This is a genomic window from Vibrio sp. CyArs1, from assembly GCF_022432925.1.
In the GTDB taxonomy this organism is placed as follows: Bacteria; Pseudomonadota; Gammaproteobacteria; order Enterobacterales; family Vibrionaceae; genus Vibrio; species Vibrio mediterranei.
In genome coordinates, this window is record NZ_JAKRBO010000001.1 from 210,174 (window position 1) to 236,927 (window position 26,754).

The 26,754-nt window shown below is 42.8% G+C and carries 26 protein-coding genes; 21 read left to right on the forward strand and 5 right to left on the reverse strand.

Going from position 1 to position 26,754, the window contains the following annotated elements; genetic code table 11:
* The first annotated feature begins 75 nt into the window (after nucleotides 1–75).
* From dpaL to arcC, 4 genes are all read left to right on the forward strand, one after another.
* Nucleotides 76–1,278, forward strand: coding sequence for a diaminopropionate ammonia-lyase (gene dpaL / locus MMA19_RS00925; protein WP_240205250.1), 1,203 nt, complete (start codon nucleotides 76–78; stop codon nucleotides 1,276–1,278).
* A 101-nt stretch (nucleotides 1,279–1,379) separates the two neighbouring features.
* Nucleotides 1,380–2,600 (forward strand): YgeY family selenium metabolism-linked hydrolase, encoded by a 1,221-nt coding sequence (locus tag MMA19_RS00930; RefSeq protein ID WP_240205251.1) that lies wholly within the window; start codon nucleotides 1,380–1,382, stop codon nucleotides 2,598–2,600.
* A gap of 187 nt (nucleotides 2,601–2,787) precedes the next feature.
* Nucleotides 2,788–4,224, forward strand: a complete 1,437-nt coding sequence (hydA, locus tag MMA19_RS00935; protein ID WP_240205252.1) for a dihydropyrimidinase — start codon at nucleotides 2,788–2,790, stop codon at nucleotides 4,222–4,224.
* A 94-nt stretch (nucleotides 4,225–4,318) separates the two neighbouring features.
* Complete coding sequence (arcC, locus tag MMA19_RS00940; protein WP_006073540.1) at nucleotides 4,319–5,260, forward strand: carbamate kinase; 942 nt, start codon at nucleotides 4,319–4,321, stop codon at nucleotides 5,258–5,260.
* Nucleotides 5,261–5,375: 115 nt separating this feature from the next.
* On the opposite strand, the gene MMA19_RS00945 is transcribed toward arcC, so the two are convergent.
* Genes MMA19_RS00945 through MMA19_RS00960 form a run of 4 tightly spaced genes read right to left on the reverse strand, consistent with a single transcriptional unit; the run spans nucleotide 5,376 to nucleotide 8,644 of the window.
* Nucleotides 5,376–6,092, reverse strand: a complete 717-nt coding sequence (locus MMA19_RS00945) for a phosphate ABC transporter ATP-binding protein (RefSeq protein WP_240205253.1) — start codon at nucleotides 6,090–6,092, stop codon at nucleotides 5,376–5,378.
* A gap of 1 nt (nucleotide 6,093) precedes the next feature.
* The gene (locus tag MMA19_RS00950) at nucleotides 6,094–6,954 is read right to left on the reverse strand and encodes an ABC transporter permease subunit (protein WP_240205254.1); all 861 of its coding nucleotides are present in this window, start codon (nucleotides 6,952–6,954) and stop codon (nucleotides 6,094–6,096) included.
* A complete protein-coding gene (locus tag MMA19_RS00955; RefSeq protein WP_240205255.1) occupies nucleotides 6,951–7,808 on the reverse strand; it encodes an ABC transporter permease subunit in 858 nt (285 codons plus the stop codon). The genes MMA19_RS00950 and MMA19_RS00955 overlap by 4 nt, the downstream gene beginning before the upstream one ends.
* Nucleotides 7,809–7,810: 2 nt before the next feature.
* On the reverse strand, nucleotides 7,811–8,644 hold the full coding sequence (locus MMA19_RS00960; protein WP_240205256.1) for a phosphate ABC transporter substrate-binding protein: 834 nt from the start codon (nucleotides 8,642–8,644) through the stop codon (nucleotides 7,811–7,813).
* Nucleotides 8,645–8,927: 283 nt separating this feature from the next.
* Between MMA19_RS00960 and MMA19_RS00965 the strand changes: the two genes are divergently transcribed.
* The 16 genes from MMA19_RS00965 (at nucleotide 8,928) to MMA19_RS01040 (ending at nucleotide 24,243) form a co-directional block, all read left to right on the forward strand.
* Nucleotides 8,928–9,323, forward strand: coding sequence for a hypothetical protein (locus MMA19_RS00965; protein WP_240205257.1), 396 nt, complete (start codon nucleotides 8,928–8,930; stop codon nucleotides 9,321–9,323).
* A gap of 154 nt (nucleotides 9,324–9,477) precedes the next feature.
* On the forward strand, nucleotides 9,478–11,976 hold the full coding sequence (locus MMA19_RS00970; protein WP_240205258.1) for a response regulator: 2,499 nt from the start codon (nucleotides 9,478–9,480) through the stop codon (nucleotides 11,974–11,976).
* Nucleotides 11,977–12,189: 213 nt separating this feature from the next.
* Nucleotides 12,190–13,302, forward strand: coding sequence for an NADH:flavin oxidoreductase (locus tag MMA19_RS00975; protein WP_240205259.1), 1,113 nt, complete (start codon nucleotides 12,190–12,192; stop codon nucleotides 13,300–13,302).
* Between the two features lie 261 nt (nucleotides 13,303–13,563).
* Nucleotides 13,564–14,208, forward strand: coding sequence for a M91 family zinc metallopeptidase (locus MMA19_RS00980; RefSeq protein ID WP_006073522.1), 645 nt, complete (start codon nucleotides 13,564–13,566; stop codon nucleotides 14,206–14,208).
* A gap of 188 nt (nucleotides 14,209–14,396) precedes the next feature.
* The gene (locus tag MMA19_RS00985; RefSeq protein WP_240205260.1) at nucleotides 14,397–15,239 is read left to right on the forward strand and encodes a histidinol-phosphatase; all 843 of its coding nucleotides are present in this window, start codon (nucleotides 14,397–14,399) and stop codon (nucleotides 15,237–15,239) included.
* Nucleotides 15,240–15,418: 179 nt separating this feature from the next.
* A complete protein-coding gene (locus MMA19_RS00990) occupies nucleotides 15,419–15,682 on the forward strand; it encodes a hypothetical protein (RefSeq protein WP_006073519.1) in 264 nt (87 codons plus the stop codon).
* 169 nt (nucleotides 15,683–15,851) lie between these two features.
* The gene (locus MMA19_RS00995) at nucleotides 15,852–16,082 is read left to right on the forward strand and encodes a hypothetical protein (protein WP_006073518.1); all 231 of its coding nucleotides are present in this window, start codon (nucleotides 15,852–15,854) and stop codon (nucleotides 16,080–16,082) included.
* A gap of 329 nt (nucleotides 16,083–16,411) precedes the next feature.
* Nucleotides 16,412–16,603 (forward strand): YHYH domain-containing protein, encoded by a 192-nt coding sequence (locus tag MMA19_RS01000; protein WP_236109540.1) that lies wholly within the window; start codon nucleotides 16,412–16,414, stop codon nucleotides 16,601–16,603.
* Nucleotides 16,604–16,791: 188 nt separating this feature from the next.
* Nucleotides 16,792–17,256 (forward strand): hypothetical protein, encoded by a 465-nt coding sequence (locus MMA19_RS01005; protein WP_240205261.1) that lies wholly within the window; start codon nucleotides 16,792–16,794, stop codon nucleotides 17,254–17,256.
* Between the two features lie 147 nt (nucleotides 17,257–17,403).
* Nucleotides 17,404–17,820: a GFA family protein gene (locus MMA19_RS01010; RefSeq protein WP_240205262.1), complete on the forward strand. Its 417-nt coding sequence runs from the start codon at nucleotides 17,404–17,406 to the stop codon at nucleotides 17,818–17,820.
* Nucleotides 17,821–17,965: 145 nt separating this feature from the next.
* Nucleotides 17,966–18,442, forward strand: coding sequence for a GNAT family N-acetyltransferase (locus MMA19_RS01015; RefSeq protein WP_240205263.1), 477 nt, complete (start codon nucleotides 17,966–17,968; stop codon nucleotides 18,440–18,442).
* Between the two features lie 135 nt (nucleotides 18,443–18,577).
* Entirely contained in the window at nucleotides 18,578–19,429 is an 852-nt protein-coding gene (locus MMA19_RS01020; protein WP_240205264.1) for a putative phage abortive infection protein, read from the forward strand.
* A gap of 162 nt (nucleotides 19,430–19,591) precedes the next feature.
* Nucleotides 19,592–20,524: a hypothetical protein gene (locus tag MMA19_RS01025; protein ID WP_240205265.1), complete on the forward strand. Its 933-nt coding sequence runs from the start codon at nucleotides 19,592–19,594 to the stop codon at nucleotides 20,522–20,524.
* 130 nt (nucleotides 20,525–20,654) lie between these two features.
* Nucleotides 20,655–21,233 (forward strand): hypothetical protein, encoded by a 579-nt coding sequence (locus MMA19_RS01030; RefSeq protein WP_240205266.1) that lies wholly within the window; start codon nucleotides 20,655–20,657, stop codon nucleotides 21,231–21,233.
* Nucleotides 21,234–21,388: 155 nt separating this feature from the next.
* Nucleotides 21,389–22,636 carry a DUF3644 domain-containing protein gene (locus MMA19_RS01035; protein ID WP_240205267.1) on the forward strand — a complete coding sequence of 416 codons (1,248 nt, stop codon included), beginning with the start codon at nucleotides 21,389–21,391 and terminating at the stop codon, nucleotides 22,634–22,636.
* Nucleotides 22,637–22,953: 317 nt separating this feature from the next.
* The gene (locus MMA19_RS01040) at nucleotides 22,954–24,243 is read left to right on the forward strand and encodes a hypothetical protein (RefSeq protein ID WP_240205268.1); all 1,290 of its coding nucleotides are present in this window, start codon (nucleotides 22,954–22,956) and stop codon (nucleotides 24,241–24,243) included.
* Between the two features lie 380 nt (nucleotides 24,244–24,623).
* Here MMA19_RS01040 and MMA19_RS01050 read toward each other — a convergent pair whose 3' ends face one another.
* Nucleotides 24,624–25,649 (reverse strand): IS110 family transposase, encoded by a 1,026-nt coding sequence (locus tag MMA19_RS01050; RefSeq protein ID WP_240205269.1) that lies wholly within the window; start codon nucleotides 25,647–25,649, stop codon nucleotides 24,624–24,626.
* Between the two features lie 174 nt (nucleotides 25,650–25,823).
* Between MMA19_RS01050 and MMA19_RS01055 the strand changes: the two genes are divergently transcribed.
* On the forward strand, nucleotides 25,824–26,237 hold the full coding sequence (locus MMA19_RS01055; RefSeq protein ID WP_240205270.1) for a cold shock domain-containing protein: 414 nt from the start codon (nucleotides 25,824–25,826) through the stop codon (nucleotides 26,235–26,237).
* The last annotated feature ends 517 nt before the right edge of the window (nucleotides 26,238–26,754 follow it).

Here is a 26,754-nt window from a genome sequence, read left to right on the forward strand (position 1 = left end):
GTACTCCCGTAATATTACACCTCGCCTTTATTCCTTCGAAGGCGAGCGTGTAAATGGATTAAATAAGGTATCGCTATGTCAAAGTTGAATTTTAATATTCATATTGCCGATAACCAGCATTTTAATGGACGCCTCTCCGATCTGTTTTCCATCAGTGAAGCCGAAAAAGCGCGCCGATTTCATTTGCAATTAGATGGCTATCAACCAACACCTCTTCACAATCTAACCCACCTTGCAAAAGAGTTTGGTGTGAAGAACATTCTTGTTAAAGACGAAGCGTATCGCTTTGACCTAAACGCATTCAAAATGTTAGGCGGCGTTTACGCTATCGCACGACTCTTGTGTGATGAATACAAGATGGACATCGACGGTTTCAATTTCGAAACTTTCAAAACTCAAATCAAAACCAAAATGACCTTCGCAACGGCTACTGATGGTAACCACGGTCGTGGTGTCGCTTGGGCGGCGAATCAACTGGGTCAAAACGCAGTTGTCTACATGCCAAAAGGCGCAGCTGATGAGCGCGTTAACAACATTCGTGCCCTTGGCGCAGAGTGCATTGTTACTGACATGAATTACGACGATACCGTAAGACTAGCCATCAAAACTGCTAACGAGCATGGCTGGAAAGTGGTTCAAGACACGGCGTGGGAAGGCTATACCGAGATCCCAACGTGGATCATGCAAGGTTATAGCACCTTGGCAGTGGAAGCCGTTGAACAAATGGTTGAGCTAGGTCTGGATAAACCGACGCACGTGTTCTTACAAGCGGGTGTAGGCGCAATGGCTGGTGGCGTATTGGGCTATCTGGCTGAATATTGTGGCCCAGGTCAGCTTCGCTCAGTCGTTGTTGAACCAAACCAAGCAGACTGTATTTATCGTTCAGGTATTGCTGAGACTGGCGACATGGTCAACGTAGACGGCGATCTTGCCACCATCATGGTTGGTCTAGCTTGTGGCGAACCAAACCCATTGGGTTGGGAAGTGCTTAAAAACTGTGCCACTCAGTTTGTTTCCTGCGAAGACCGTGTAGCTGCGTTTGGTATGCGCGTATTGGGTAACCCTCTAAGTGGCGATCCTGCGGTTATCTCTGGTGAGTCCGGTGCGGTTGGTTTGGGTCTATTGGCAGCGGTGGAATACAGCCGTGAAAAAGAGAGCCTAAAAGAGCATTTAGCGCTTAATAAAGATTCTGTTGTTTTGGTTATCAATACCGAAGGCGACACAGATCCTGTGCACTATCGCGAAGTCGTTTGGCAAGGTAAGCACGCGACAATCTAAAACAACGCAGAAAAAAGTGACAAAGAAAGATTAGTAATTTCAAGCATTAACATTCCTGGTGGGGCAAGGCTCCATTGGGAACAGAATTTGGAGTAGTAACAATGACTGTAAGTATCCCTTTTGCAACCGTATTGGAAAAAGCGCAAGAATACAAAGCTGATATGTCTCGTTTCCTTCGCGATATGATTGCGATTCCAAGCGAAAGTTGCGACGAAGAAAAAGTCGTTCTTCGCATCAAAGAAGAAATGGAAAAAGTAGGTTTTGACCGCGTCGACATCGACCCGATGGGTAACGTATTAGGCTGGATTGGTAACGGTCCTACATTGATCGCAATGGACGCACACATCGATACTGTAGGTGTGGGTAACCTAGACAACTGGAACTTTGACCCATACGAAGGTATGGAAGATGATGAAGTTATCGGTGGTCGTGGTGCATCAGACCAAGAAGGCGGCATGGCGTCTATGGTTTATGCAGGTAAGATCATCAAAGACTTGGGCCTAGAAGACGAGTACACATTGCTTGTGACTGGTACGGTTCAAGAAGAAGATTGTGACGGCCTATGCTGGCAGTACATCATTGAAGAAAGCGATATTCGCCCTGAATTCGTTGTGTCTACTGAGCCTACTGATTGCCAAATTTACCGTGGTCAACGTGGCCGTATGGAAATCCGCGTAGACGTGTCTGGTATCAGCTGCCACGGCTCTGCACCTGAGCGTGGTGATAACGCTATATTCAAAATGGGCCACATTCTTAACGATATCGAGAAATTGGCTGGCAACCTTGGCGACGACCCATTCTTGGGTAAAGGTACGCTAACTGTGTCTGAAGTGTTCTTTACTTCTCCAAGCCGCTGTGCGGTAGCAGATAGCTGTGCAGTATCTATCGATAGACGTATCACTTGGGGTGAAACTTGGGAAGGCGCAATCGAAGAGATTCAAAACCTACCTGCAGTTCAGAAGTATGGCGCGAAAGTAACTATGTACAACTATGACCGTCCTGCATACACCGGTTTGGTCTACCCAACAGAGTGCTACTTCCCAGCATGGAAGATCGACGAAGACCACATTGCAACTAAGACTCTAGAAGCATCTTACGAGCTACTATTCGACAAAAAACCACTTGTCGACAAATGGACGTTCTCTACTAACGGCGTATCTATCATGGGTCGTTACGGCATTCCAGTTATCGGCTTTGGCCCAGGTAAAGAGCCAGAAGCTCATGCGCCAAACGAAAAGACTTGGAAAGAGCATTTGGTGACTTGTGCAGCAATGTACGCGGTTATCCCTCAAATGTATCTAGAGAAAAAACGCAACCAATAGGGTAGTACCACGCGCTAACACATTGAGTTGTAGCAGTTAGCGCGTGACGACTCACGTCGTTCTCCATCCTAGAGTGCCAACTTGTGTCTGCCTGAAGTTGGCGGAGTCCGCTCTAGGATGGGATTTTCCGTCACAGCTTATCGCGACTCCTTTATCTTGATGCGACATGTAACTTTCCGGTGATCTTATGACTTTTGAACAATTCAACAATATCGAATCCCTTCTCGATAATTCATCGTCGCCATTGCTGATTCAAAATGGCACTGTGGTTGACCATGCTGAAATTCGTAAAGCCGATGTTTTGGTCATTGATGGAAAGATTGAGCAAGTCGCTGAAAACCTAAAACCCGTGAGTGAAGATACTCGCGTGGTGGATGCAACAGGGTTGTACGTCATGCCAGGCGGTATTGACGTACATACCCACTTCAACATTGATGCAGGAATCACTCGAAGCTGTGATGACTTTTTTACTGGCACCAGAGCGGCGGCTTGTGGCGGCACGACGATGATCATCGATCATATGGGCTTTGGTCCAAAAGGCTGTGATTTGTTCCATCAACTGGATGTTTACCATGGTTACGCGGCTGATAAAGCGGTCATTGACTACAGTTTCCATGGTGTTATTCAGCACATTGATGATCAGATTTTGGAACAGATGCATGCCATGGTACATGAGCGCGGTATTCCGAGCTTCAAACTGTACCTAACTTACTCTTACAAGCTGGATGATTGTTCGGTCCTTAAAGCGTTAACGCAATTGAAAAAAGTTGGCGCACTGACAACGGTTCACCCAGAGAACGATGCAGCACTGTCACTGAAACGCAAACAGTTCATAGAGCAGGGCAAAGTAGAAGCGAAATATCATGCGCTAAGTCGTCCACTAGAATGTGAAGCGGAAGCGATAGCAAGAGTGATCAACCTTGCCCAACTAGCTGATTCTGCGCCGCTCTACATCGTCCATCTCTCTAACGGTCTAGGACTGGATTACACCCGCCTCGCAAGAGAGAACAACCAGCCAGTGTGGGTTGAAACTTGCCCACAATACTTGGTGTTGAACAATGACCGTTACGAACGTGAAGACGCGCTGAAATACGTGCTTAGTCCACCATTAAGAGACAAAGCGGAAAGCGAAAAACTCTGGAAAGGCTTAGCGGACGGTTCGATTGATACTGTCGCGACTGATCACTGCTCGTTTACGTATGCAGAACAAAAACAGCTAGGCGCAAAAGATTTTACCAAAACACCAAACGGCATTCCTGGCGTCGAAACTCGTATGCCTCTGATGTTCTCAGAAGGTGTCATAGCCGGACGAATTACCCCCAATCAGTTCGTGTCTCTAACCAGTTATGAGCCTGCCAAATTGTTTGGTCTCTATCCACAAAAAGGCCATCTAGGCTGTGGCGCGGATGCCGATTTGGTGTTGTTTGACCCGAACAAGAAACAAACTATCAGACACGATAGCTTACATGACAATGCAGACTACACGCCTTACGAGTCCATTGCGTGTCAAGGTTGGCCACTCATGACGTTCAGCCGAGGTAAGTTAGTTGCGTACGATGGTGAATTTACCGGAGAAGCGGGGGACGGGCAGTTTATTCACCGTCAACCTTTCTCAGCAGAATAACGACAGAAACAACTCAAATAACACACGATTTATTACTTATACAGAATGTGGAGGCCGAGCACAGCGAATGATCGGCGTCTTTCAAGGAGTCCCTATGAACGCAAGCAAAACAAACAAAAGCACTGTAGTGGTTGCCCTCGGTGGTAACGCACTATTAAGACGTGGCGATGAGCCAAGCTTCGCTAACCAACTCGACAACATCAAAATTGCCGCCAAAGCGATCGCTGAAATTGCCAAAGAATACCGCGTGGTGATTGTTCACGGTAATGGCCCTCAAGTCGGTCTGTTAGCATTGCAAAACCTAGCGTACGACAAAGTATCACCTTATCCATTGGATGTATTGGGCGCAGAAAGTGAAGGCATGATCGGCTACATGCTAGCTCAAGAGCTACAAAACAAATTGCCTGAAAGAGACGTGACTACGCTACTGACTCGTATCGAAGTCGACTGTGATGACCCAAGTATTTCTGATCCAACTAAGTTTGTGGGTCCAGTTTACGATGAAGCAGAAGGCCGCGCGTTAGCCGAGAAGAACGCATGGACGATGAAGCGCGATGGAGAATACTGGCGTCGAGTGGTGCCTTCACCACTTCCGAAAAACATCATCGACAAACACTCTATTGATACCTTGCTAGAAGCTGGACAAGTTGTCATCGCTTGTGGCGGCGGTGGTATCCCAGTATGTAAATGCGAATCTGGCTTCAAAGGTGTTGAAGGCGTGATTGATAAAGACTTAGCCGCAACCTTGTTAGCGAAACAGCTAGGGGCAGAGAAGCTACTTATCCTAACTGACGCACCAGCTGTGTTCCTAAACTGGGGTAAAGAGAACCAACAAGCACTACGCAGTGTGGGCCCAAGTGAGTTGAAACAATACCAATTCCCAGCAGGTAGCATGGGACCAAAAGTGGATGCGGTTGTGGACTTCGCAGAGTTTGGTGGCAGAGCGTATATCGGTGCACTTGATGAGAGCTTAGATGTACTGGCTGAAAATTGCGGAACTTGTGTATCGTTAGATTTTGAGGCAGTTCCGGCTTAAACGATTTAACTTAACCCACTCAGGCCGTGTTTGTTTTACGGCCTGTTTTTTTTCCTTACTTTTATTCGATACCTTATTTCTACTCAACACATTAGTTTACTTCGTGACGATGTGGTTAACGTGTAAACACTTTTCCTGACTCAAAATGGCTAACTCGGTTAGCCAACTTTTCCGTTTGTTTGGCTGAGTGAGACACCATGATAATGGTGTAACGCTTGGCTAATTCGAGAATCAACGCCTCTATTTGCTGCGCCGTGTGTTTATCTAATGACGCGCTAGGCTCATCAAGTAATAAAATTTCTGGCTCCAAAGCCAACGTTCTCGCCAAACAAAGCCGTTGCTGCTGTCCTCCCGATAGCGAAGCAGCATGATCACTCAAGCGATCACTGACTTCCTCCCAAAGAGCTGCTTGTTTGAGTGCGGTTTGGGCGATTTGATGTGCCTTTTGTCCAGTGACTGAGTTGACTACTCTCAATGGCAGTAACAGGTTATCGAGAATTGAACCCGGCAACAGTTGAGGATGTTGAAATACCATACCGACTTTTTGCCTAAGGTGGGGAAGTTGGTGTTCAGGCATTTTCTGAACACAATGTTGAGTATCATTGAGTGTAAGTTTGATATCACCTGTAGTTTTACACTCGGCAAAACAGTCATTGAGGCGATTCAGAGCGCGTAAAAAAGTGGTTTTTCCAGAGCCAGAAGCTCCAGTAAGCACATGGATCTGGTTCCGATAAAAATCCATATTGGCGTTGCTGACAACTTGATTGGAGCCAAAGGCGATGGTCAAATTTGAGACTGAACCAGCAAGCTGTGAAGAGGGTTGAAAGCTCATGTTAGGCTCTCCTTATCGATTTACGCTGAGTGAGTCCTGCTAACGAAAACAAGCTGGCAGTTAGACAAAGTAAGGTAAACGCTGCACCGAACGCCATATGTAGTTCAGTCTCACTTTGATATTGCGCACTGTAGTAAAAAATGGTGAAAGGTAGCGCTTCGTAGCGTTCAAAAATACCACCGGGCAATCCAGCGTTGGCAACTGCCCCAGTTAACATAATGACTGCTGTGTCTTCGGCGGCTCTGCCTATGGCGAGCATAATGCCTCCGATAATGCCGCTTTTCGCTTGTGGTAACAAAACGGTTCGTAACGCCTGCCATTGCGACATCCCCAAAGAAAGAGCTGTGACGTTGAGTGATGACGGAAGAGCTTGTAAAGCCGTTCGTGTAGCAACGGCCAAATAAGGGATGATTAACATGGCGAGGCACAAAGCGGATAACAGCAAACAAGCATTGGCAGAGGGTAAAAACCAATGCCTCAAAGAGAGAATTAGAGTAAAACCAAATAGCCCCATCAAAATAGACGGAATGCCTGCAAGAATATCGATGCCAATCGCAAGGCAACGTTTTAACAACGAAGTTTTACTCGTCGCGAGCCAAACTCCGGTAGCGAGTCCAGGCAAGAGGGCTAGTGTTAGCGCCAATAAGATGACCGACAGTGTGCCAACGCATGCGGGCCATATACCATCCCAGATAGGTTCCCGACCTAACATGGCATCAATGGGTAATGCATCACCAAAAAACAGCTCAGTACTTATCGTTGGTGCACCGCGATAAATAATAAAGCCGATAAAAACACTCAAAGCCGCGAGTAACAGTAACGTGCACAGCACACTCCAGAGATGGAATAAGCGAGCTTTCATCCGTTTATTCCTCTATCAGTTGAGTGAGTCAGTTTGCGAATCAGTACAGTAACGCAAACGCTAATGGTGAGTAGAAGTAGGCCCGCAGCAAATAACGAATTGTACATAGCGCTGCTATTTTCGGTGGCGAGAACCAAGCCAATATGAGCGGTGAGGGTGCGAACAGAATCTAAAATACTTCCTGTGATTTGTGGCGCATTGCCTGCCAACATCAGTGGTAACAGAGTGTCTCCAATCGCTCGGTTAAACCCCAACAAGGCGGCGCTTGCTACGGCGTGCATTGAGTTTGGTACGATGACGTGGGCAATCATCTGACTGTCGGTCATGCCAAGTGAACAAGAGGTTAATCGCAACTGCTGCGTCAAGGATTGAAACCGAGAGTCCAACATCATGATCATGACGGGTAAGATCAACAGCACCATCATCAACATAACAGCAAGTAAGGAAAAGCCGGAACCACTACGAAAGGTCTCTCTTAATAATGGAACCAACAAGAAAACCGCGGCTAAACCGTAGACCACAGTCGGAATGCCAGCCATTAGCCTGACTAAGCGGCGAATCCAAATAGCGATAGGTTGGTAACGGCTATATTGGCAGAAACTGGCAATGCCAAGAGCAAAAGGGAAGGCAACTAAACTGGCTGTAATAGCAAGAACACCAGAGCCGAATACCATTGGGAAAATGCCATAGTGTCCTTGATCAGGTTGCCATTGAAGAGAAAAGACAGCGACGCTTGGGTCAGTAACAACAGGCAATGCAAACCAAATCAGAAAACCAAACAATAATGACATCAAAACGAGCACTACCATCACTAGGGAAAGTAGTACCCGCTCTGGTGCAACCAAATGGTGCATGGTTAACGCTTGCTTAATGGGATATAACCAGATGCGCTGATGTACTCTGCGCCTTGAGGACTATAAATAAAGTCAACAAACTCGCTGACTAAACCTTGAGGTTCACCTTTGGTGTTCATATATAATTTGCGGACGATTTTGTATTCGCCAGATGCACAAGCTTCGTTGGTTGGGTGGACACCATCGAGCGCAGGGGCTTTCACTGTGTCATCGATGTAACCAACACTGCTATAGCCAATGGCGCCAGGGTCACGGGCAATGGCGGTTTTCATGGCACCATTTGATGGGATAACGTTGGCGTTCGTTACGATAGCAGTACTGTTGAGCATCTTTTTAAAGAATACCGCGCGTGTGCCACTGGCTTCATCGCGGGTAAAAAGGTTAATAGAACGGTCTTCACCACCCAGCGCTTTCCAGTTGGTGATTTTTCCAGAATAAATGTCGATAACTTGCTGTTGGGTTAGATCTTTAACGGGGTTCTCTGGATTAATGATGATAGCCACACCATCTATCGCAAAAGGGAAGGTGACCAAACCCTGCTCAGCTTCACTAGGTTTTAATGCGCGACCGGTGTTGCCGATATCAACCAAACCTTTGGCAACTTGCTGTGCCCCAACACCAGAACCACCTCCAGCAATGGTGATACGAATATCAGGGTTGGATTTCATAATCGCGCGCGATGCGAGTTTCATTACGGGAATATGTGCGGTGCCGCCAGCAATATTAATGGTGCCTGATTGGCCAGCAAATGTATCGGTATCTGCGGCCTGACTAATGACTGGAATAAAGCACAGACTACAGGCTAACAGTCTGATGAAACCAGTTTTAAAACGCATAACTACTCCTTTGTCTTAATCGAAAACATAAGGGCCGAATCACGGAATGTATTCGGTGTAAATCATGTCAAATTAACCAATCTAGATTACGCCTAATCATTTTCTAAAACTATGTGACTGCTAGACAGAAATGATGATTAGTGTTTGATTTAAATCATAAATGTTTATGATTTAAGGTTGGTTTGGACTTTATTTGAGAAATGTCTTGTTAAGGAAGGATGGCTTTAAATAATTACACCTTCTATCTTAACGTTTAAAGGCCAAAAGACAGTATGAGAGACCGATGACTGAATACCCATTAGAGATTTATCAAGCACCGTTAGACGCTATACGTTCTGGTGTTAAGAAAGTAGAGATTCGAACCAATAATAGCTATGAAGCGATTGAATACGACAAACTAATGCCGGGAGACAGAATCGCATTTCAGGTGATTTCCGGCCCTCCTTTTGTTGGTTTGGATGTCATTAAGCCAAATGCGTTAATCGTAGAAGTAGTCGAAGTACGTCAATATCCCGATCCAAGAGCGCTATTGACGAGTGAAGGTATGCAGGTCCTCTCCAAGCTGTGCAATACCATTGAAGAAGGGATAGAAATGTTATACAGCTTCCATGAATATAAAGAAATGATACCTCAGCATGGCATTTTTGCTATCGAGATTCGTATTGTTGAAGACGAGTAAACCCTGCTGATAGAGAACAAGAAAACTGAGTAGCGATACTCTGTTTTCTTTTGCTAATTCAGATGATTAGTTATTACAGTCCTTTCGATTTTCTAACAATCCAATTTTCCTATCCTAGACTAAAGATAATTACCTCAGTAGCGATAGGTTGATTATGCCGAGTCTCAATCGATGGTTCGATGACATCTCAATTACCAAGAAGCTATTACTCAGCTTTTCTGTGCCTGTTTTGTTGATGCTTGCCGTTTCTGTAGCCGTGTTTCAAAACACTCAATCTATGGAGGAGGACGCTCGTTGGGTTGAGCACACACACAAAGCTATTGGTCGCGCGCAGGAACTGCTGAGCCTCACGGTGGATATGGAGACGGGTAAACGAGGCTTTTTGCTCACCGGTGACGAAGTGTTTCTTGAACCTTTTCATTTATCGTTAGAGGTGTGGGATAAAAAAATTACTACCTTGTCTAAACAGGTGAGTGATAACCCCGTTCAAGTCGAACGACTCACCAGAATCAATACTTTGCATAATACTTGGCTCAGAGACATTGCAGATAAAGCCATTATTCAAAGACGCTTGTTGGAGAACGGACTAGCGAAGCAAGACAGCATCGAAGACCTTTCACAACAGAAAGAAGGTAAACGTATTATTGATGAAATACGTGGGGAATTTGCAACGTTTATTCAAATAGAGCAAGAGCTTATCACCATTCGCAGTATGGAGTCGTCAAAGTCCGCGAGTCAAACCTCCTTTGTGTTGTTTTTTGGAACCTTGTTTGCAGCACTGATCTCACTTTTTGTGGCGGCATGGAGCTCTAAACGTGTTAAGCAACGTATGGATACATTACTGAGTGCAACCCAACTCGTTGCTAAAGGACAACTTCAAAATGGATTAGAAACACTCAACCGTAGCCGCCATTTAAAAGGAAGAGACGAGTTCGCTATGCTCACATCGAGCTTTAGAGATATGGCGTTCAACTTATTGAAAAATGATCAAAAAATGAAGGAGTACAACCAGAAGCTTCGTGATGAAAGCGACCGCGCAGAAGCTGCAGCCAAAGCGAAGAGTGAGTTCTTATCGACCATGAGTCATGAAATTAGAACGCCAATGAATGGTGTTATAGGCATGACTAACTTGCTACTTGATACCAAGCTCGACGAGCAGCAAATACGAATGACTGAAACCACCAAAAATAGCGCTGAATCATTGCTTTCTATTATTAACGACATACTCGATTTCTCGAAAATAGAAGCAGGTAAGATTGACTTAGAGTTGATTGATTTTGACTTGGGTGAAGTGGTCGAGGATGTCGGGGCTATGCTCTATTTTGCGGCAGAGCAGAAGGGGATTCAGCTGGTATGTCCGGCTACACCGGTGATGGATCTTTTTTACCGAGGGGACCCTGGTCGTATTCGCCAAGTGCTCAACAATTTGGTCAGTAATGCGATTAAGTTTACTGAAGACGGAGAAGTCGCGGTGTACGTGACCGTGGAAGAAAAACGACTCACCGACAGTATGCTGAGATTCGAAATACGCGATACCGGTATTGGCATTAGTGAAGAGCAGCAACAAAAGCTGTTCTCGCGTTTCTCGCAAGCAGACAGTTCAACCACTCGAAAATATGGTGGGACGGGTTTGGGGCTTTCCATCAGCAAACGCTTAACGGAAATTATGGGTGGCGAGATCGGTGTCACCAGTGAAACGGGCAAAGGATCGACATTTTGGTTTACAGTTTGTCTGGAAAACTCATCTAAACAGTCCGTGGTCTATTTGCCTACTGGAGACCTGAAAAAACAACGTATCTTAGTGGTGGATGACAACGATACCAACTGCAATTTACTCGAGCAGATCTTCACTCGTTGGGAGATTCCATATCAGGTAGCTAATAGTGGTGAAGAGGCGTTGAGGGTTTTAGCTGATAACCACAAACAACAGCAATTCTTCACAATTGCGATTCTTGATTATCAAATGCCGAATATGGACGGGGTCGAGCTAGCCAAACAAATCCAAGATAACCCTGATTACAATGATACTCGCTTGGTGATGTTCTCATCGGTAGTGCAGCGTGGCGATGCGAAGAAAATGCAGAAGGCAGGCTTTAGCGGTTACCTCACCAAACCGATGCAGCAAGCTGACCTGTTGAGTGTGTTAGAAAAAGTATCGGGATTGTCGGGAAGTGATAGAAGCGAAGCGTTTGTGACACGACATACGCCGGCGAAGAAAACCCAATACAACGCGCGCATTCTTATTGTGGATGATGTCACCACTAACCAAGTCGTGCTGCAATCGCTGCTGTCGAAATTTGGTATCAAAGTCGATAAAGCTAAGAATGGACTTGAGGCACTAGCTGCTCTTAGAACACCTGCCAACTACGACCTTGTCTATATGGATTGCCAAATGCCAGAAATGGATGGCTATGAAGCAACGAGAGAGATAAGAAATACTAAAAATATCAACATCAACCATTCGATTCCTGTTGTTGCAATGACGGCAAACGCACTGCAAGGCGACCGCGAAAAATGCTTAGAAGCAGGGATGGATGACTATATTTCTAAACCTATTAACGCAAAAGCACTTGGTGAGTCGCTGGAACGTTGGATATCTCATTGTCAGATAGACGATGATGATTCCAAATCAGAAAATCGCACTAGCGCTTAGAGTGACAGTGTCACAAAATGATGAGTCAGTCAGGCCGTTGTTTATGGCTGGCTGACTTTTCTAGTTTCTATTCCAATGAAGTAATCAAACATTCCATTGATTGCACGCCAATATATTAATCTAGATTAAGTTTTGCGTTGTCCATTCTCTGTATTATCGCGCCTCGCTTTTGATACCAATAATAAGCATAACAATACATTGAGGAGATTGGAGTTGAGCCACTTGTTCACAGAGAGTCGCATCGGCAATTTGGTGCTGAAAAACCGCTTCATGCGAAGTGCAACTTGGGAAAATATGGCGACAGAAGACGGTCATATGACTGACAAGCTTTACGCCATCTATGAAGAACTTGCCCAAGGTGAGGTTGGTCTAATTGTGACTGGCTATGCCAACATCGTAAAAGAAGAAAAACCCAATGCAGGCATGATGGGGATGTACGATGACTCTTTTATCGACGAGTACCAAAAGCTGACTGATTTGGTTCATCAGCATGATTCGAAGATTGTAATGCAGTTGGCTTACGGCGGCACGAAAACCACGTTTAACGTTGGTGAAAGGGTGATCTTTGCGCCGAGTGATATCCCTGAAATGGGTACGCAAACACAAGGCAAAGCCATGACCAAAGCAGAGATTGACTACATTGTAGATGCCTTTGCTAAAGCAACGTTAAGAGCGAAACAGTCAGGCTTTGATGGGGTAGAACTGCATGCCGCGCATACCTATCTGATTAACCAGTTCCTGAGCCCGTACTATAACCGTCGCGATGATGAATATGGCGGTAGCTTAGAAAACCGCATGCGATTCTTAGTTGAAATCTATCAAGCGTGCCGCGAGCAAGTTGGTGATGACTTCCCGATTTTGGTGAAACTGACAGCCACTGAGTTTTTTGAAGGCGGTTTAACGTTCGACGAAACGCGAGTGGTATGTAAAACCCTTGAATCGATGGGTGTTGATGCGCTGGTTATCTCGGGCAATATCCACGGCAAAGCTAACACTATGGTTGGCGAAACTCACGATGGTTATACCATTCAAGAGGAAGGCTACTTTCACGAATACGGTCATGCGATCAGCCAAGAAGTGAACATTCCTGTGATTACGGTTGGTGGTTTGACGGATATTGCTGCGATTGAATCCATTGCAGAAAATACTGGTATTGAGTACTTCGCACTTTCACGCCCATTGTTGTCAGAGCCTAAGTTGGTTAAGCGTTGGAAACAGGGTGATCGAGCGCCAGTAGAGTGTGAGCGCTGCTCAAAATGTCGTACTAAGCGCGGTAACTTCTGTGTGGTGAATAAGGAAAGAAAAGTTGCGCTTGCCGCTATGTAATCTTACCGCTACGTAACGTCGCTATTTGCTAACCAAGTCGCTGTGTAAACTTAGCCCCAAACAGAAGTAGCGTATAGGAGCCAGAATGCCACTGGCTCTTGTCGATATACCAATCTTCATGATCTAGCACGAAAAATTCCATTTTATACCTACAACCTCTGAATAGTGACTACACTAAGTATTAACTCAATACGATCATCGCAATGATCGGTTCAGGATGAACATTGAGTGAGTAGTCGAGTATTCAAATAGAGGTAAGCTATGGCATTAATTACGCAAGTACTTAATAACTTCCCCGGATTCGCTGTTCAGTACGATCCAAGCAAAAATCCCTTTTTTCGACCAATCATGGAAGAGAACCTAAGAAAACTTAAACAAGTATCAGCGGGCAAATCGCTGCTCTCTGAAATTCAAGCGGCTAAGCCTGCGGCGCGGGGGTCGTTTCCTAACAACATCAACGTTATTTGTGTGCCAACACACCTTAACTTCACTCAAAGTGGCTTTAAGCGTGATGTGCTCTATGACAGCGATGGTCAAGCAAACGTTACGGGCATGACTGCGAGTAATCAAGCAAGGTTTGCTCCCCAAGGTTGTCCGTTCTGGATGGCTGGTGGTAGTCATAACTCCGCCGTCAATCAAACCGCAGCCACCAACGCCACTGGCTCAGTGTGTTATATGCATTTTACTAACGTGCAGGTGATGACGCGCAAAGGTGAAAAAGCGGAACCTTATGTCGTACTTGCTCACGAGCTCATTCATTCGCTCCATTGTCTTCAAGGTACAAAGATGGATGGGAAAGATGAAGAACTCTGGACAACCGGGTTAGGAAAATATTCCAACAATCCAATGAGTGAAAACTGCTTCCGCCGTCAATTCGGCTTAGCGGAGCGTACTCAGTACTTCTAATCCTTTCTTGCTAATCAGTTAGATAAGAGCCGCGGTGTTTACACTGCGGCTTTACTTTTGCGTGCTGGCTCATCACACCACTTTACAAAATCAACGCTAAACCAAGGCAGTTATCGCTTGCTTGGATGATAACCAGGGTTACTATATCCATAGCTAAAATAAGGATTAACGGGTTTGGAGAGTCAACCATGTTATTAAGCAATTACCATATGCATTGTCACTATTGTGATGGGAAAGGAACACCAAAAGAGATGGTGGATAAAGCCGTATCCCTTGGTTTTAAATCGGTGGGCTTTAGCTCTCACGCTCCTTTGCCTTTCGGCAACGATTTCTGCATGTTAGCGGAAAACCTAGAGGCCTACGTTGCCGACATTAAACAGCAAAAAGATCGTTCTGACATTGACGTGTATTTAGGATTAGAAATCGACTTTATAGTCGGTTTGACTGCGCCAAGCGATACGAAGTGGGACGCGTATCCCCTCGACTATAAGATTGGCTCGGTTCATACATTAGACGCCCCAAACGAGCGTTATTCTATGCTTAGTGTCGACGGCCCACACGATGAATTTAAAGTGTTGTTGGATGAAGTGCACAACGGCAGCGCGCGCTTGATGATTGAAGTCTATTACCAGCGCGTTCGAGAGTTATGCGAAGCTGGTGGATTTGATATTTTGGGTCATTACGATTTGGTCAAAAAGCACAATAAAGCGCTCGCTTTCTTTGACGAACAAGATAGCTGGTACCAAGAGATCGCCATTGCCACACTAGACGCAGTTGCAAAGGCTGGCGTGATATTGGAAGTCAATTATGGCGGTATGCTGCGCGGCGCAACCGACGATGTTTATCCGTCCCCTTGGCTACTTAAGCATGCCAAATCAAAGAATATCCCAGTACAGATTAACGCCGACGCTCACGCGCCTCATCACTTAGGCGTGTATCACGAGAAGTGTCGAGAAATCCTATTAGAAGCGGGGTATCAACAGCAGCGTATCTTACTTGATGGCAATTGGCAGGATGTGTCCATTCTCTAATAGCAGCGCCGCTTTTAAACCTAATTTTAAAGCCTCGATTGTAAAGTATGTTGTAAAGCGGCTTAGCTCACAGTTATTCCTATTCCGTACTCTGTATTTCGGCTTCGTGAACTCACCCCAATTATGTGCAACGCATTGGCGTTAGGATGAACTCAGACGAAAAGTAGAGTGGTGGTTGTATGACACTGTCTAGTAAAAACAAAGCCATAACGGCATTGGTTGTCGTTATGATTTCCGCTGCGCTATTGTGGTTTGAACAATTTGGCGTAGTTCCTTTCCTGACTCTGATTATCGGCTTCTTCACTTTTATCATTCAAGTCACGTTACACATTATGGGCTACCACAACGGCGACGTTTTCGAAGCCTACCAAGACGCTGAACGCACCGAAGCCACCGCACTCACTAATCTCATCAAAAACAAGAAAGACTGCGAAAAGCGTTAGCTAAAATCAGTCCCATCTCACTTATGTACGAATAATCGACATTGGTTGCATATCAATTATGCAACCAAGTTAACAGTATCCTTCGCCACAATTTCATAAAGTAACGCTCATTAACAGACTTTAACAAAATCAACAGCTTGCTCTTGCTAAAAAGAGTGCGGTAGCCGTGATGGAAAAAAGAGAAAACCGTTATTGCAGTGTTTGCGGAAAAAACACTGACCACGTCGTCGTATTGGTACGCAAAGAAAGCCCATTCAAAGAAGACAAGAAGCGTAAACGCAAAGAGTTTTTGACTGGCTTTTTAAAAGGCTGGGCATTTGGCGCATTTCTGGCCTCGATGGACGATTTCTCACGTCATTGTATTTGCGAACAGTGCGGGACTAAGACAATCGAAGACTGACACTAACCATGCACGCGTACTTAGCAGGACTAGAAATCCGTATTTACCTACATTAGGCGGAATAATTCCGCTTTTTCTGTTTAATATGCAACTGTATTTGCATTTTTTGTTGTAGGTGATTGAAAATTAGGGGTAAGTTTTGCATTGTGTGGGGAAGTTAGGTGGATTAAATCCGTCTATAAAGCGTTATATGAACTTAATAGACTTTGTAATTAGCTTAAGATGATAATGTTACAAGTTGCATATTATTTGCGAGTAATATCACTCTTTTAGTCTTAGAACTTCTTTAGACTAATCATTCACTAATGGAAGAAGTGGAAGATTAGTTTATGAAATATTGTCTTATGATGCTGGTAGCTATCTTTACAGGAACTCTATATGCACAGCCAGTAAGTCTTGTTGGTAAAGTTGAGTTGTCTCATAGTGGTGGAACGGATAGCTGTGGTTGCCATTACAATCGAAAAACTGGCGAATATCATTGTCATACTAGGAAGCAACGCGGTGGTAGTTGTCCGCCATAGCGGCACTTTGAACTTCGTAAATGCATGTGAGTTAGCTTAGAGTTACTCGTTCATATAACAAATTGCTCAAACGGACGCGTAACGTTCGTCACTTTTGGTTTGAAGTTCAGAGTACTTGGTAAGGTTGGTCGTAAGCGCCGTTTAGCAAAGCGTTAGGTCACATCATTAGTATAAGGAGAGACAGAAAGATGAATACTTACGTTGTATTAGAAAAGTCTGGAATTAGAGTGGCTGTAAATATTGTATCTGATGACGCGGGAGATGAGATAAGAGCACTTGAAAATGAGGGTTTTGTTATAGTAAACAACGCTATACAAGCGAATAGTAAAGAAGCTGCTATTGCTGCGTTGACCAGAAAAAAAACGGTTAATAACCCAGATTCTAATTACTCAACAGCAAAATTAATATCGTCTTTGATCAGTGTCATCGGCTGGACTGTATTTGCAGTCGGAATAATAGTTTTATTGTTGAGCTTAGGTATGTTGGGGGGTCGATATGGTGTGAACTTTTGGTTATTCCTAAGTGCAATAGCTCCGGGTGCAGGAACAATGGTTTCTGGGTTGTTCTTAGTTGCAACAGCTCAAGTGGTTAGAGCTACAGTAGATAATGCTGATAATAGCCGTCAAATTTTAGAACATTTGCAGCGCCAGTGACCTAACAATTTGTTCAAGCAGACAGCTAACGTTTGGCGATTTTGGTTTGGTTGAGTTTAGTGATTACGTGGCTTTGCTTGAGTGTGGTGGTAGTTAGCTGCCGCTTAACAAGGCGTTAGCTGCCATCCATGTTCAAAGGAGGAACAAATGGATTATCCACTTCAAGGAGCATGTCAGTGCGGACAAGTTACCTATGAATTACATGAAAAACCATTAATGGTCTTTGCTTGCCACTGTACAGAGTGTCAAAAGCTATCTACTAGTCCATTTAGTATCACTGCGGTTGTTGATGTATCTGAAATAGAGTTTTCGGGTCAACTGAGAAGCTGGGAGCGCTTAGCTGATAGTGGTAATAGAAACTGTGCAATGTTCTGTGCAAGTTGTGGAAACAGAATTTATCACTTTAACCCAGATGCACCGGAAACAGTTAAGTTGAAGCTAAAACCAATTGATCCATCTTCAGCTGATATTTTCGAACCTCAAGCGCATGTTTGGGTTAGTGAAAAACTGGATTGGTATCAGATACCAAATAATGTAAAGGTCTTTCTCAAGCAGCCGAGCTAGCAGCTAACAAATTGCTCAAGCAGACAGCTAACGCTCGGCGATTTTGGTTTGTTTGAGTTCAGTGATTACGTGGCTTTGCTTGGGTGTAGTGTTCGTTAACTGCAACTTAGCAAGGCGTTATGCGTAAAGCATCGTAGGAGTTATTTTGATCGTAATTAGAAAAGCTACTGAAGCTGATGTTCACATAATTTATGAATTAAGAAGACGCGCTATTTTAGACAAATGTGCAACCCATTATACGAAAGAACAACTCTCCTTGTGGACGCTTGGTGGAGTTTCGGATGGCTTTGTTCAAGATGTAATTAATACTTTTTACGTTTCTGAAACTGATGGTCAAGTAATTGGCAGTGGTAAGCTTAATATCGAAACCGGTATGGTAGACGCTATTTTTGTAGCACCCGAATACTTTGGAGTCGGTGCGGCCAAAAAAATGCTGAATTTTCTAGAAAGCTTGGCCAAAGAAAATGGTTTGTGCTCACTAAAATTAGAATCAACTTTAAATGCTGCACCTTTCTATCGCTCCTTTGGATTTATGGGAGATAAAGTATCTACTTACCATTCACCAAGAGGTATTAGTTTGGATTGTATTCCAATGACAAAATCACTGGAACAACACGCATAACAAATTGTTCAAGTGGGATTCGCAACGCGTGGCATTTTCAGTATGCGTTGCTTTAAGTGATTAAGGCGGTATGCGGCGGCATCGGTATTGCGTTGCTCACCTCTTAACAAGGCGTTATGTGTTTTATGAGGTGATATGAAAAAATCAATTATAGCGATTATTGTTCTTGTTTTTTCGATCGTTATTGCCTGGTATCAGTATCCAATGTGGATACAAATGATATTTAGTAATGACGTGTCGGAAGTGAGCAAAAGGGCGATGTTTGGTGATTCCTATGGTTCACTAAATACTTTGTTTTCAGGTTTAGCCTTTGCTGGCATTATTACATCTATATTTCTACAGTCTCAAGAATTGAGAGAAACTAGAGCTGAAATAAAGGCACAAAAAGAAGAGTTTGAACTTCAAACCAAAGCTATGAATAAGCAAGTGTTTGAGACAACATTCTTTCAATTACTCCAACTGCATAATGAAATTGTTCAATCATTGCAAATAGAAACAGGTTTCAGTACAAATCGAAAGTTGGTTCATGGTCGTGATGTTTTTAGTATTCTATTTAATGAAAAATTTGTAAGCCAAGATTATGAACTTGAGTATTATCATCAATTTGGTGATAGTGAAGACTTTAGTGATGACTTAAACGGGCACTATTTAAAGTTTCATCGGGTTTATGGGCATTTGGTTGGTCATTACTTTCGAAATATTTACCAAATTTTAAAGTATGTCGATCAGTCAACAGTGGAAGACAAAAAGTTCTATTCGAATTTGATTAGAGCTCAAATGTCGGACTATGAATTAGGTTTGTTATTTTACAACTGTATCAGCGACTTGGGTAATACGAAGTTTAAGCTGTTAATTGAAGAGTATGAGTTTTTTGAACATCTCCACAGTTTAAGTTCAATCGAGGAGCATGAAATTCGAATGTATGTGAAAAAAGCATATGGAACTACGAATAAGTCCTTTATTGGCATTTGTGAAAAAAACACATAACAAAGCGTTTAAGGCAGATTCCCAACGCATGGCATTTTTCATTCCATCGTTGGGTTTTGTGTTTAAGGTGGTATGGTTAGGTTTCGTGGTGGCGTTGCTCACTACTTAACGCGGCGTTATGTGCTATATAGTTTTTGTGAAAATTAGTAATTAGGTGGGATTTTGGCTAAGAAAAGAAATAAAAGAAACCAAAAAAATAATAGAGTGGAAAATAGAAAAGATAAAAAAAACCTCACACTTCTTGAAAAAATAAAGAAGCATAGATTTTTTATGTTAATCACTGGTGTTATAGGTTTTGCTTCTATGCTTTATCCGTATTATATGGATTACGCTGAAGGAAAGTGGGGGGGAGGAATTGGCTTAAGTATATTAAGTGCAGATATACCAGAAAATGAAGTGGTTTATATATTTTACTCTACGCCAGAGAAAGCTAAAGACAAGAACCTGATGATACCAGTGCAGTTAACTATTATAAATGATTCAAATGTTTCTGTTGATGATGTAACTTTGTCGTTAAAATATAAAAAAGAAAATTTTAGGTCAATATTAGATGAGAAATTTAATATTCACTCAGGTAGTAGATTGAAATCAGAGGTGTCCCATGAGTTAAGTTCATCATCAAAAAACGATTTTTCAACCTACCAAGTTAAATACTTACCAAAAGGAGGTAAGTTTTCGATAACGGATGGAGCCTTTTCCTCTAAGGTCGATTATGGTGAAGGTTTCCCAGTTCTATATTCAGCTATGAATGGTATTGATATAGAAGCAACAACCTTTAGTAAAAAGGATGCTGAAAGAAAGTGGTTGTTAAAATATAGAGGTGTTGATGTAAGGGATAATAATGGTATTGAATGGTGGATAAAGGAATGGTACGGGAAGGATATAGCTATAGATGTTAGACGTAGTAAAGGTTTTTTCCAGTACTTAATAGGGTTAATTTACTCAAAAGACATCATTGTCTACAGTTTTTCACCGAATTTTTCCTATGCAAAAGGTTGGGATGTTTATATTCCAACAGCTGATGTTGAACTGTATAAAGGGTATAAATTTAATCCATATGTTTGGAGTCTTTTATGGGATTTCAGTATTAAGTAGATCGGCGCACATAACAAGGCAATCAAGGTGACCCACTATACTCGGCGGTTTTGGTATGGAGTTCGGTGTGCTTTGTTAGTTCAGTGCGGGGCACCTTATTGCAGGCGTTAGGGTAATTGTTGGAAGTCGTATGGACGTTGAAGTTCGAAAAATATCAGGCCACATGTATGGCCTTGGAAAATACCTATTGGCTCACGGCATAGAGCATGTGATTTTTACTGGCATGAGGAATCCATTTTGGCCATCGATGGGTGTCTTACATGTTGCTCAGGCGGCGGAAATTTTAATAAAGTCGGCAATTGCTCAAGAGCATCCGCTGTTAATTTTCACGGATTTGCCGAAACTATCTCAAAATACCGAAGAACGGCTTACAACTTCTCAGTTGATGGCAAAAGCGAAAACTGTTCAATATAGTAAGCTTCCGGATTTGTTATGGGCTGCTACTGGTTATGAAATCAAGCATCTCGATGTTTATAGAGAAATGGGTGAACAGCGAAACCGTATTCAGCATTTAGCTGTACCTGATGATGATTTCAATGATTTAGTATTCCGTTTTTGTATCCAAGTTATCGATCCTTTAATGGTGCATTTTTTTCACGAGCATTTCTTGGATAATTTGGATTTTGACGACCTCTACATCTATGAGGATAACCTTCTAAGTGACTCAATAGACTCCACGGGGTTGAAGTACGAGGGTAAATTACCCTAACAAACAATTTAAGAGGGATTCCCCACGCTTGGCATTTTTAGTTTGGGTCAAGTTTAGTGTTTACGGTGTTCAAATTGAGTGGCGTGGTCGCGTGGCTCACCCCTTAATTGGGCGTTAATTGGCTAATTTGGATTCGGTACGAAGGAGAATAATAGTTGGGTAGATATGATCAGGTAGATTTAGCTTATACATTTCTTGCGGCTAAAGAAAATGCAGGTGAATCTTTTACAATCGAAGAGTTAGCTAGTGTTACTGGTTGGAAAAAACAAACGTGCGGCACTTATCCATCAAAACGATGGCACCAATATGTTCAAAAAGATGGTTCGCACTACCTGACATCTGGAATTAAGTCGTTAAGCAAAGAAGAGTTTCGTGCAGTTCATAGCCAAAAGCTCCAACAAGTTACTGATCAATCGACAAAAGGAATGCTACTGCATAAAGCAAGAGAGTTCGCATTGCTTGCAGTCTCGACATATAACAATCCTTATACAGAGTTTAAAACCTACGGTTATATAGTAAATATTGTCATAGCTTATACAGCATTGTTTCATGCGATTTTTGAAAAGAAAGGGGCTAACTATTTTCATTTAAAGGATGGTGAACCGGTTATTATTGACGGTGAAGAAAAAGCATGGGAGTTGATGGAGTGCTGCAACGAGTATTGGAAAGGCGTAGAGCGCCCTGAAAAATACAACCTTAAATTTCTTATAGGCTTGCGTAACAAGATTGAACATAGAAGTCTCCCTGCAATTGATTTGGCTGTTGCTGGTGAGTGTCAGTCAGCGTTAATGAATTTTGAAAATTTGCTTGTTGAAGAGTTTGGGGATTCACATGCTTTGTGTGCAAATTTAGCTATTGCAATGCAATTGAGTCGTACTTCAGAACAATCTCAATTGGACGCTTTGAAACAACTGCAACGGGATAACTACAAAGTAGTACGGCATTACATGGAAAGTTATCGTGCAGATTTAAGTGATGACATATTTGAAAGTCAACAATATAGACTTCGAGCTATGCTTGTTCCTAAATTAGGTAATCATGCTACATCAGCAGATTTAGCAGTAGAGTTTATCAATGTAAATAAACTATCCGAAGATGAGTTGAAACACTACGAGCAAGGGGTTGCGTTCATCAAAGGCATTGAGAATCCATTTAAGCTCAAACCTAAAAAAGTTATGCAATTGGTTAAGGAGAAAATGCCTGACTTCAATATGTTGCTACACACCAAATGTTGGAAACACTTCGAAGCTAGACCTCGTGATTTAAAACCAACTTTCAAAGGTGAGTTTGCTTCCTACATTGAAGGTTTTGATGGATACCTATATACAAACCAATGGGTTACATTTCTAATAACAGAATTGAAAAAGCCAGAAGTGCTAGCAAAAGTTAGAAACGCCAATTAACAAAGCCTTCAAGCTGATTCGTAAACGCGTGCCGAACTCGCTTCGCTCAAACATGGCACACATTCGCTCACAGCTTAAGGGGGCGTTATATTTTTCATCGATTTTTGTCTATTCAAGAATTTTCACTTGAATTAATGGTTATGACTTGATGCATATGTAATATGAATCACGTTATTAAAAATTATTGGCTTTTCGTCTTTTCCGGCTAAAAGCTATTCACTATATTGATGCTTATGGTTTTAGAGCAATTAAGCTCATACCGCTTGATGGTTTAGTTGGTAAGAGTCTTAATGTGATCTTGTATATAAGGAGTTATTGTGTCTGAGTTGAAAGCATCAGAAGTGTTTGGTATTCATAAAAATGTATTAACTTATGTTGCTAGAGACCATGTCGATCGCCTGTTCAAGATGGCTTTGCATTCCGAAAAACAGATTTTAGTATATGGTGCATCTAAGCAAGGAAAGACCGCACTTGTATCCAAGTATTGTGGGTACGACGAAAACATTGTTTACCAACTCACACCTGAAACGGAGTTGATAGACATATACCAAGGTATACTTAAGCAAGCTGGCATAGCTCTTAAAACCGAAGTTACAGAAGGAACTGGTGAGTCCAGCTCGTTGAAGCTTAGAGCTAAAATAATAGCTTCAATCGCATTGTTTGGTAAAGCGTCTGCTGAAACTGATCTTCAGGCGACTGATAGTAAGACAAAATCTGTAAAGTATGATGAAGTACCATTCAATATTAGCCAACCACAAGACATAGCTAACTTGTTAAAGCGCGCTAAAAATGAAAAGTTCATAATACTCGAAAACTTCCACTACTTAACATATGAGAATCAAAAAAGATTTGCCTTTGACCTTCGAGCCTTTCAGGAACTAGGAGTGAGATTCATCATTCTTGGAGTCTGGCGAGAAAGGAACAGAATGCTACAGTTTAACGGAGATCTTCTTGATCGAATTCAGGAGGTTCCTGTTGAACCATGGAATGAGAGCGATTTTAAAAAAATTGTGGACAAAGGCTCTGAACTGCTGAATATAGGTATTTCAGAAGGGCTTTTTAAGCATACTTGTGGTTTAGCTTTTAGTAGTGTAGGGGTTTTTCAGGACTTATTGTTAGGTATATGTTTAGCTTCTGAAGTATACGAGAAACAAAGTTCTTTTAAGCATTTATCTAGAACAGATTCTTTGGATCTTATTGTAGAAGAAAAAACTACGAGTTACGGTGACCGACATAAGAGGGCATTAGAAGCCATTGCTGCGTCGTCAAAAAATAGGGGACACGAAAAGTTTTATTATTGCATTATAGATATCATACTGGAAGGTGGATACTCCAAAATTGCCGATGGAATTCACCTGAATACTATGTTTGAAGCATTAAAAAACAGATCAAAACAGAATAACTTTAAGGTTAGAATGGTCAAGAACTCATTGATGTCTCTGCATAGAGTACAAGCAGACAAAGATATCATGCCCCCTATTTTGTATTTCGATGAAAATGCAGAGTTACTATCTATCTCAGACTCAACACTATACTTTTATCTGAAAAACTCAGATTTACGCAGTTTTCGTGAACAATTGAAAAACTCATGCGGAAATAAAATATAACAATCTGTTTAAGAGTGATTCGCAACGCGTGGCATTTTTGCTATGCGTTGTGTTTAGTGATTAAGGTGGTATGCGGTAGCTTCAGTATTACGTTGCTCACACCTTAACAGGGCTACATGGATTCCCCGGGCTGTCAAACATCCGCTAAACTTCAAGTGATGGGTTTTGGACTGCCGCTCTACATTCGGTCTACTTATCGATGGTTCGCAACATCGTGACCCTGATGACTTTGCGCGACTGCGGTGCCTTATTCGTTAGATGACATTTTAATGTCCGCCGCATTAACAGGCTCTCCGCACGTGGTCTTAACCTATCTCCATCCATTGCGTCTGCTATGACCCAGTGGGTGTAATACTCTCGCTGCTTGAGCTCGTCAGAGCTTAAGCAGCGTAGTTTTTATACTCCGTTTGATTGTGTAACAGTGACCAGATAATACGGGCGTTCTTAGCCGCTAAAGCGACAATTGCGCGGTTCATGCCTCGTCGTTCTAATACATTTCGACACCACTGACTCAGCCTGTCTTGCTTATCGCCGAGGTTGGCTATGACAGTTCTCGCCCCGTGAACGAGCAGTGTACCAAGGTATTTGTCCCCATGTTTGGTGATTCTGCCTAGCTTGGGTTTACCACCCGTAGAATATTGCTTGGGGACTAAGCCGAGCCAGGCAGAGAAGTCTCGGCTCTTATCAAACTCAGCGCCATTGCCTATCGAGGCTAATATGGCGGTCGCGGTTTGAGGGCCGATCCCTCGAACTTTCATAATGCGTTGAACGTTATCGCTGATCTTAGCGAAGGACTCGAATGTTTGTTCGGTATCCGCAATGCGTTGGTTGAGAGCATCAAGGTGTTGGTATGCGTCATGGAGGACGACTCTAGCCAATTGAGGCAGTTCGTTTTCTGCATCTTCGAGCATGAGTGGAACCTGCTTCATTATTGACGAGCGGCCGACGGGTATAACAAGCCCAAACTCAGAAAGCAAAGCTCGAATGCGGTTCATGATAGCTGTTCGTTCACGAACCCAGTGCTCACGCATACGATGTACCGACAATATAGCCTGCTGCTCAGGTGACTTTGTTGGAACAAAACGAGTCGCAGGACGTTGAACAGCCTCACATATCGCGACGGCATCATTGAGGTCGTTCTTTCCTTTAGTTCTGTATGGAGCCACATATTTAGCCGCCATGATGCGCATATCGTGGCCAAGTTTGTTGAGTGTTCTTGCCCAGTAATGTGCACCACCGCACGCTTCCAAGCCTATACGCATATGCGGAAGGTTTGATATGGTAGTCAACAACTTAGAGCGTGTAACTGACTTATGTAGAATAACTTTGCCTTTTTGGTCAACGACATGAAGACTGAAGTGGTTCTTAGCTAAGTCGATACCGCCAAAATACGAATAATCAGACATGGTGCCTCCGGTTCTAACAAGTACCACAAGAGTGTGGCAGATCCTCGGGAGGGGGAATCCATGTCATTTGTTATTTACCTGAAAGTATTAACTAAGTCACATCTTAGGATTACTTACTTTTTAAGTCGCTAATTGTTTTGTATCTTATATAAAACAATAAGTTAAGGATGATGCATGGAAGGCAAAGTTAAGTGGTTTAGTAACGAAAAAGGATATGGCTTTATCACTGCAAACACCGGGAAAGACCATTATTTCAATGTTCAAAGCGTTGTTGGTTCTTCTCTTCCGAATAATGGAGATCAGGTTGAATTCAACTCAAAACAAGGAAATAAAGGGCTAAGAGCTGTTGATGTTGTAATTACCGGTAAGGCAGTAAGACAAAGTAAATATGCTTCAAGAAACGATGATAGAATAAACTGCCCAAGCTGCGATAAAAAAATTGTACCTAGAATGATAACTTACCGAGGTGAGCCTGATAAGTCAGTATGTCCTTATTGTGCTGCAACAGTTAAAAACTTCCGTTCTAATATAATGGGCTATATCGTTTTAGGTGTATTAGTTTTAGTAGTTCTAGCCTCGCTAACATAGTCAAAACATAACAATTACTTCAGCCTGAAGCACTACTTCTGGCATTTTTAGTGCAGGTGGCGGCAAGTAAATTGGGCGTTAGACGAATAGGTAGAGTTCATTGTTCGAAGTTGGAAAAGTCTAAAGCCGGCGACCTGAAGTGTATAAAGGACAACAATACGGTGGTATTGCAACACCGACTCAACATCCTGATGTTTTTATATCTACCAGTGATGCAGGCGAAGAATTCGGTTATATAAGATGGCTTTGGCTCTGATGTTACATTTAGGTATGCCAGAGAAGGTCAGGAAGTTGATATGCTGTCGGTAAAAGGTAATTTGGCAATCTTCGATCACAAAAAAAACTAAAAAGAAATATTGCTGTTTGAATCGACCTCGAAAGGATTTATCCGTTTTTTCGGAGTGAGTAATTACACTGAACACCGTATTGAGCAACGTCTAGACAATAATGGTCAGCTTCGTAATGGGTTCATTTTTTATTTAGATGTATTTTAACAATCCAGGCTTTCAAAATTAGA

Excerpts from the sequence above, each read along its gene's own strand:
- dpaL (WP_240205250.1), top strand. The coding sequence starts at position 76 with ATGTCAAAGTTGAATTTTAATATTCATATTGCCGATAACCAGCATTTT.
- MMA19_RS00930 (WP_240205251.1), top strand. The coding sequence starts at position 1,380 with ATGACTGTAAGTATCCCTTTTGCAACCGTATTGGAAAAAGCGCAAGAA.
- hydA (WP_240205252.1), top strand. The coding sequence starts at position 2,788 with ATGACTTTTGAACAATTCAACAATATCGAATCCCTTCTCGATAATTCA.
- arcC (WP_006073540.1), top strand. The coding sequence starts at position 4,319 with ATGAACGCAAGCAAAACAAACAAAAGCACTGTAGTGGTTGCCCTCGGT.
- MMA19_RS00945 (WP_240205253.1), bottom strand. The coding sequence starts at position 6,092 with ATGAGCTTTCAACCCTCTTCACAGCTTGCTGGTTCAGTCTCAAATTTG.
- MMA19_RS00950 (WP_240205254.1), bottom strand. The coding sequence starts at position 6,954 with ATGAAAGCTCGCTTATTCCATCTCTGGAGTGTGCTGTGCACGTTACTG.
- MMA19_RS00955 (WP_240205255.1), bottom strand. The coding sequence starts at position 7,808 with ATGCACCATTTGGTTGCACCAGAGCGGGTACTACTTTCCCTAGTGATG.
- MMA19_RS00960 (WP_240205256.1), bottom strand. The coding sequence starts at position 8,644 with ATGCGTTTTAAAACTGGTTTCATCAGACTGTTAGCCTGTAGTCTGTGC.
- MMA19_RS00965 (WP_240205257.1), top strand. The coding sequence starts at position 8,928 with ATGACTGAATACCCATTAGAGATTTATCAAGCACCGTTAGACGCTATA.
- MMA19_RS00970 (WP_240205258.1), top strand. The coding sequence starts at position 9,478 with ATGCCGAGTCTCAATCGATGGTTCGATGACATCTCAATTACCAAGAAG.
- MMA19_RS00980 (WP_006073522.1), top strand. The coding sequence starts at position 13,564 with ATGGCATTAATTACGCAAGTACTTAATAACTTCCCCGGATTCGCTGTT.
- MMA19_RS00985 (WP_240205260.1), top strand. The coding sequence starts at position 14,397 with ATGTTATTAAGCAATTACCATATGCATTGTCACTATTGTGATGGGAAA.
- MMA19_RS00990 (WP_006073519.1), top strand. The coding sequence starts at position 15,419 with ATGACACTGTCTAGTAAAAACAAAGCCATAACGGCATTGGTTGTCGTT.
- MMA19_RS00995 (WP_006073518.1), top strand. The coding sequence starts at position 15,852 with ATGGAAAAAAGAGAAAACCGTTATTGCAGTGTTTGCGGAAAAAACACT.
- MMA19_RS01000 (WP_236109540.1), top strand. The coding sequence starts at position 16,412 with ATGAAATATTGTCTTATGATGCTGGTAGCTATCTTTACAGGAACTCTA.
- MMA19_RS01005 (WP_240205261.1), top strand. The coding sequence starts at position 16,792 with ATGAATACTTACGTTGTATTAGAAAAGTCTGGAATTAGAGTGGCTGTA.
- MMA19_RS01010 (WP_240205262.1), top strand. The coding sequence starts at position 17,404 with ATGGATTATCCACTTCAAGGAGCATGTCAGTGCGGACAAGTTACCTAT.
- MMA19_RS01020 (WP_240205264.1), top strand. The coding sequence starts at position 18,578 with ATGAAAAAATCAATTATAGCGATTATTGTTCTTGTTTTTTCGATCGTT.
- MMA19_RS01030 (WP_240205266.1), top strand. The coding sequence starts at position 20,655 with ATGGACGTTGAAGTTCGAAAAATATCAGGCCACATGTATGGCCTTGGA.
- MMA19_RS01050 (WP_240205269.1), bottom strand. The coding sequence starts at position 25,649 with ATGTCTGATTATTCGTATTTTGGCGGTATCGACTTAGCTAAGAACCAC.
- MMA19_RS01055 (WP_240205270.1), top strand. The coding sequence starts at position 25,824 with ATGGAAGGCAAAGTTAAGTGGTTTAGTAACGAAAAAGGATATGGCTTT.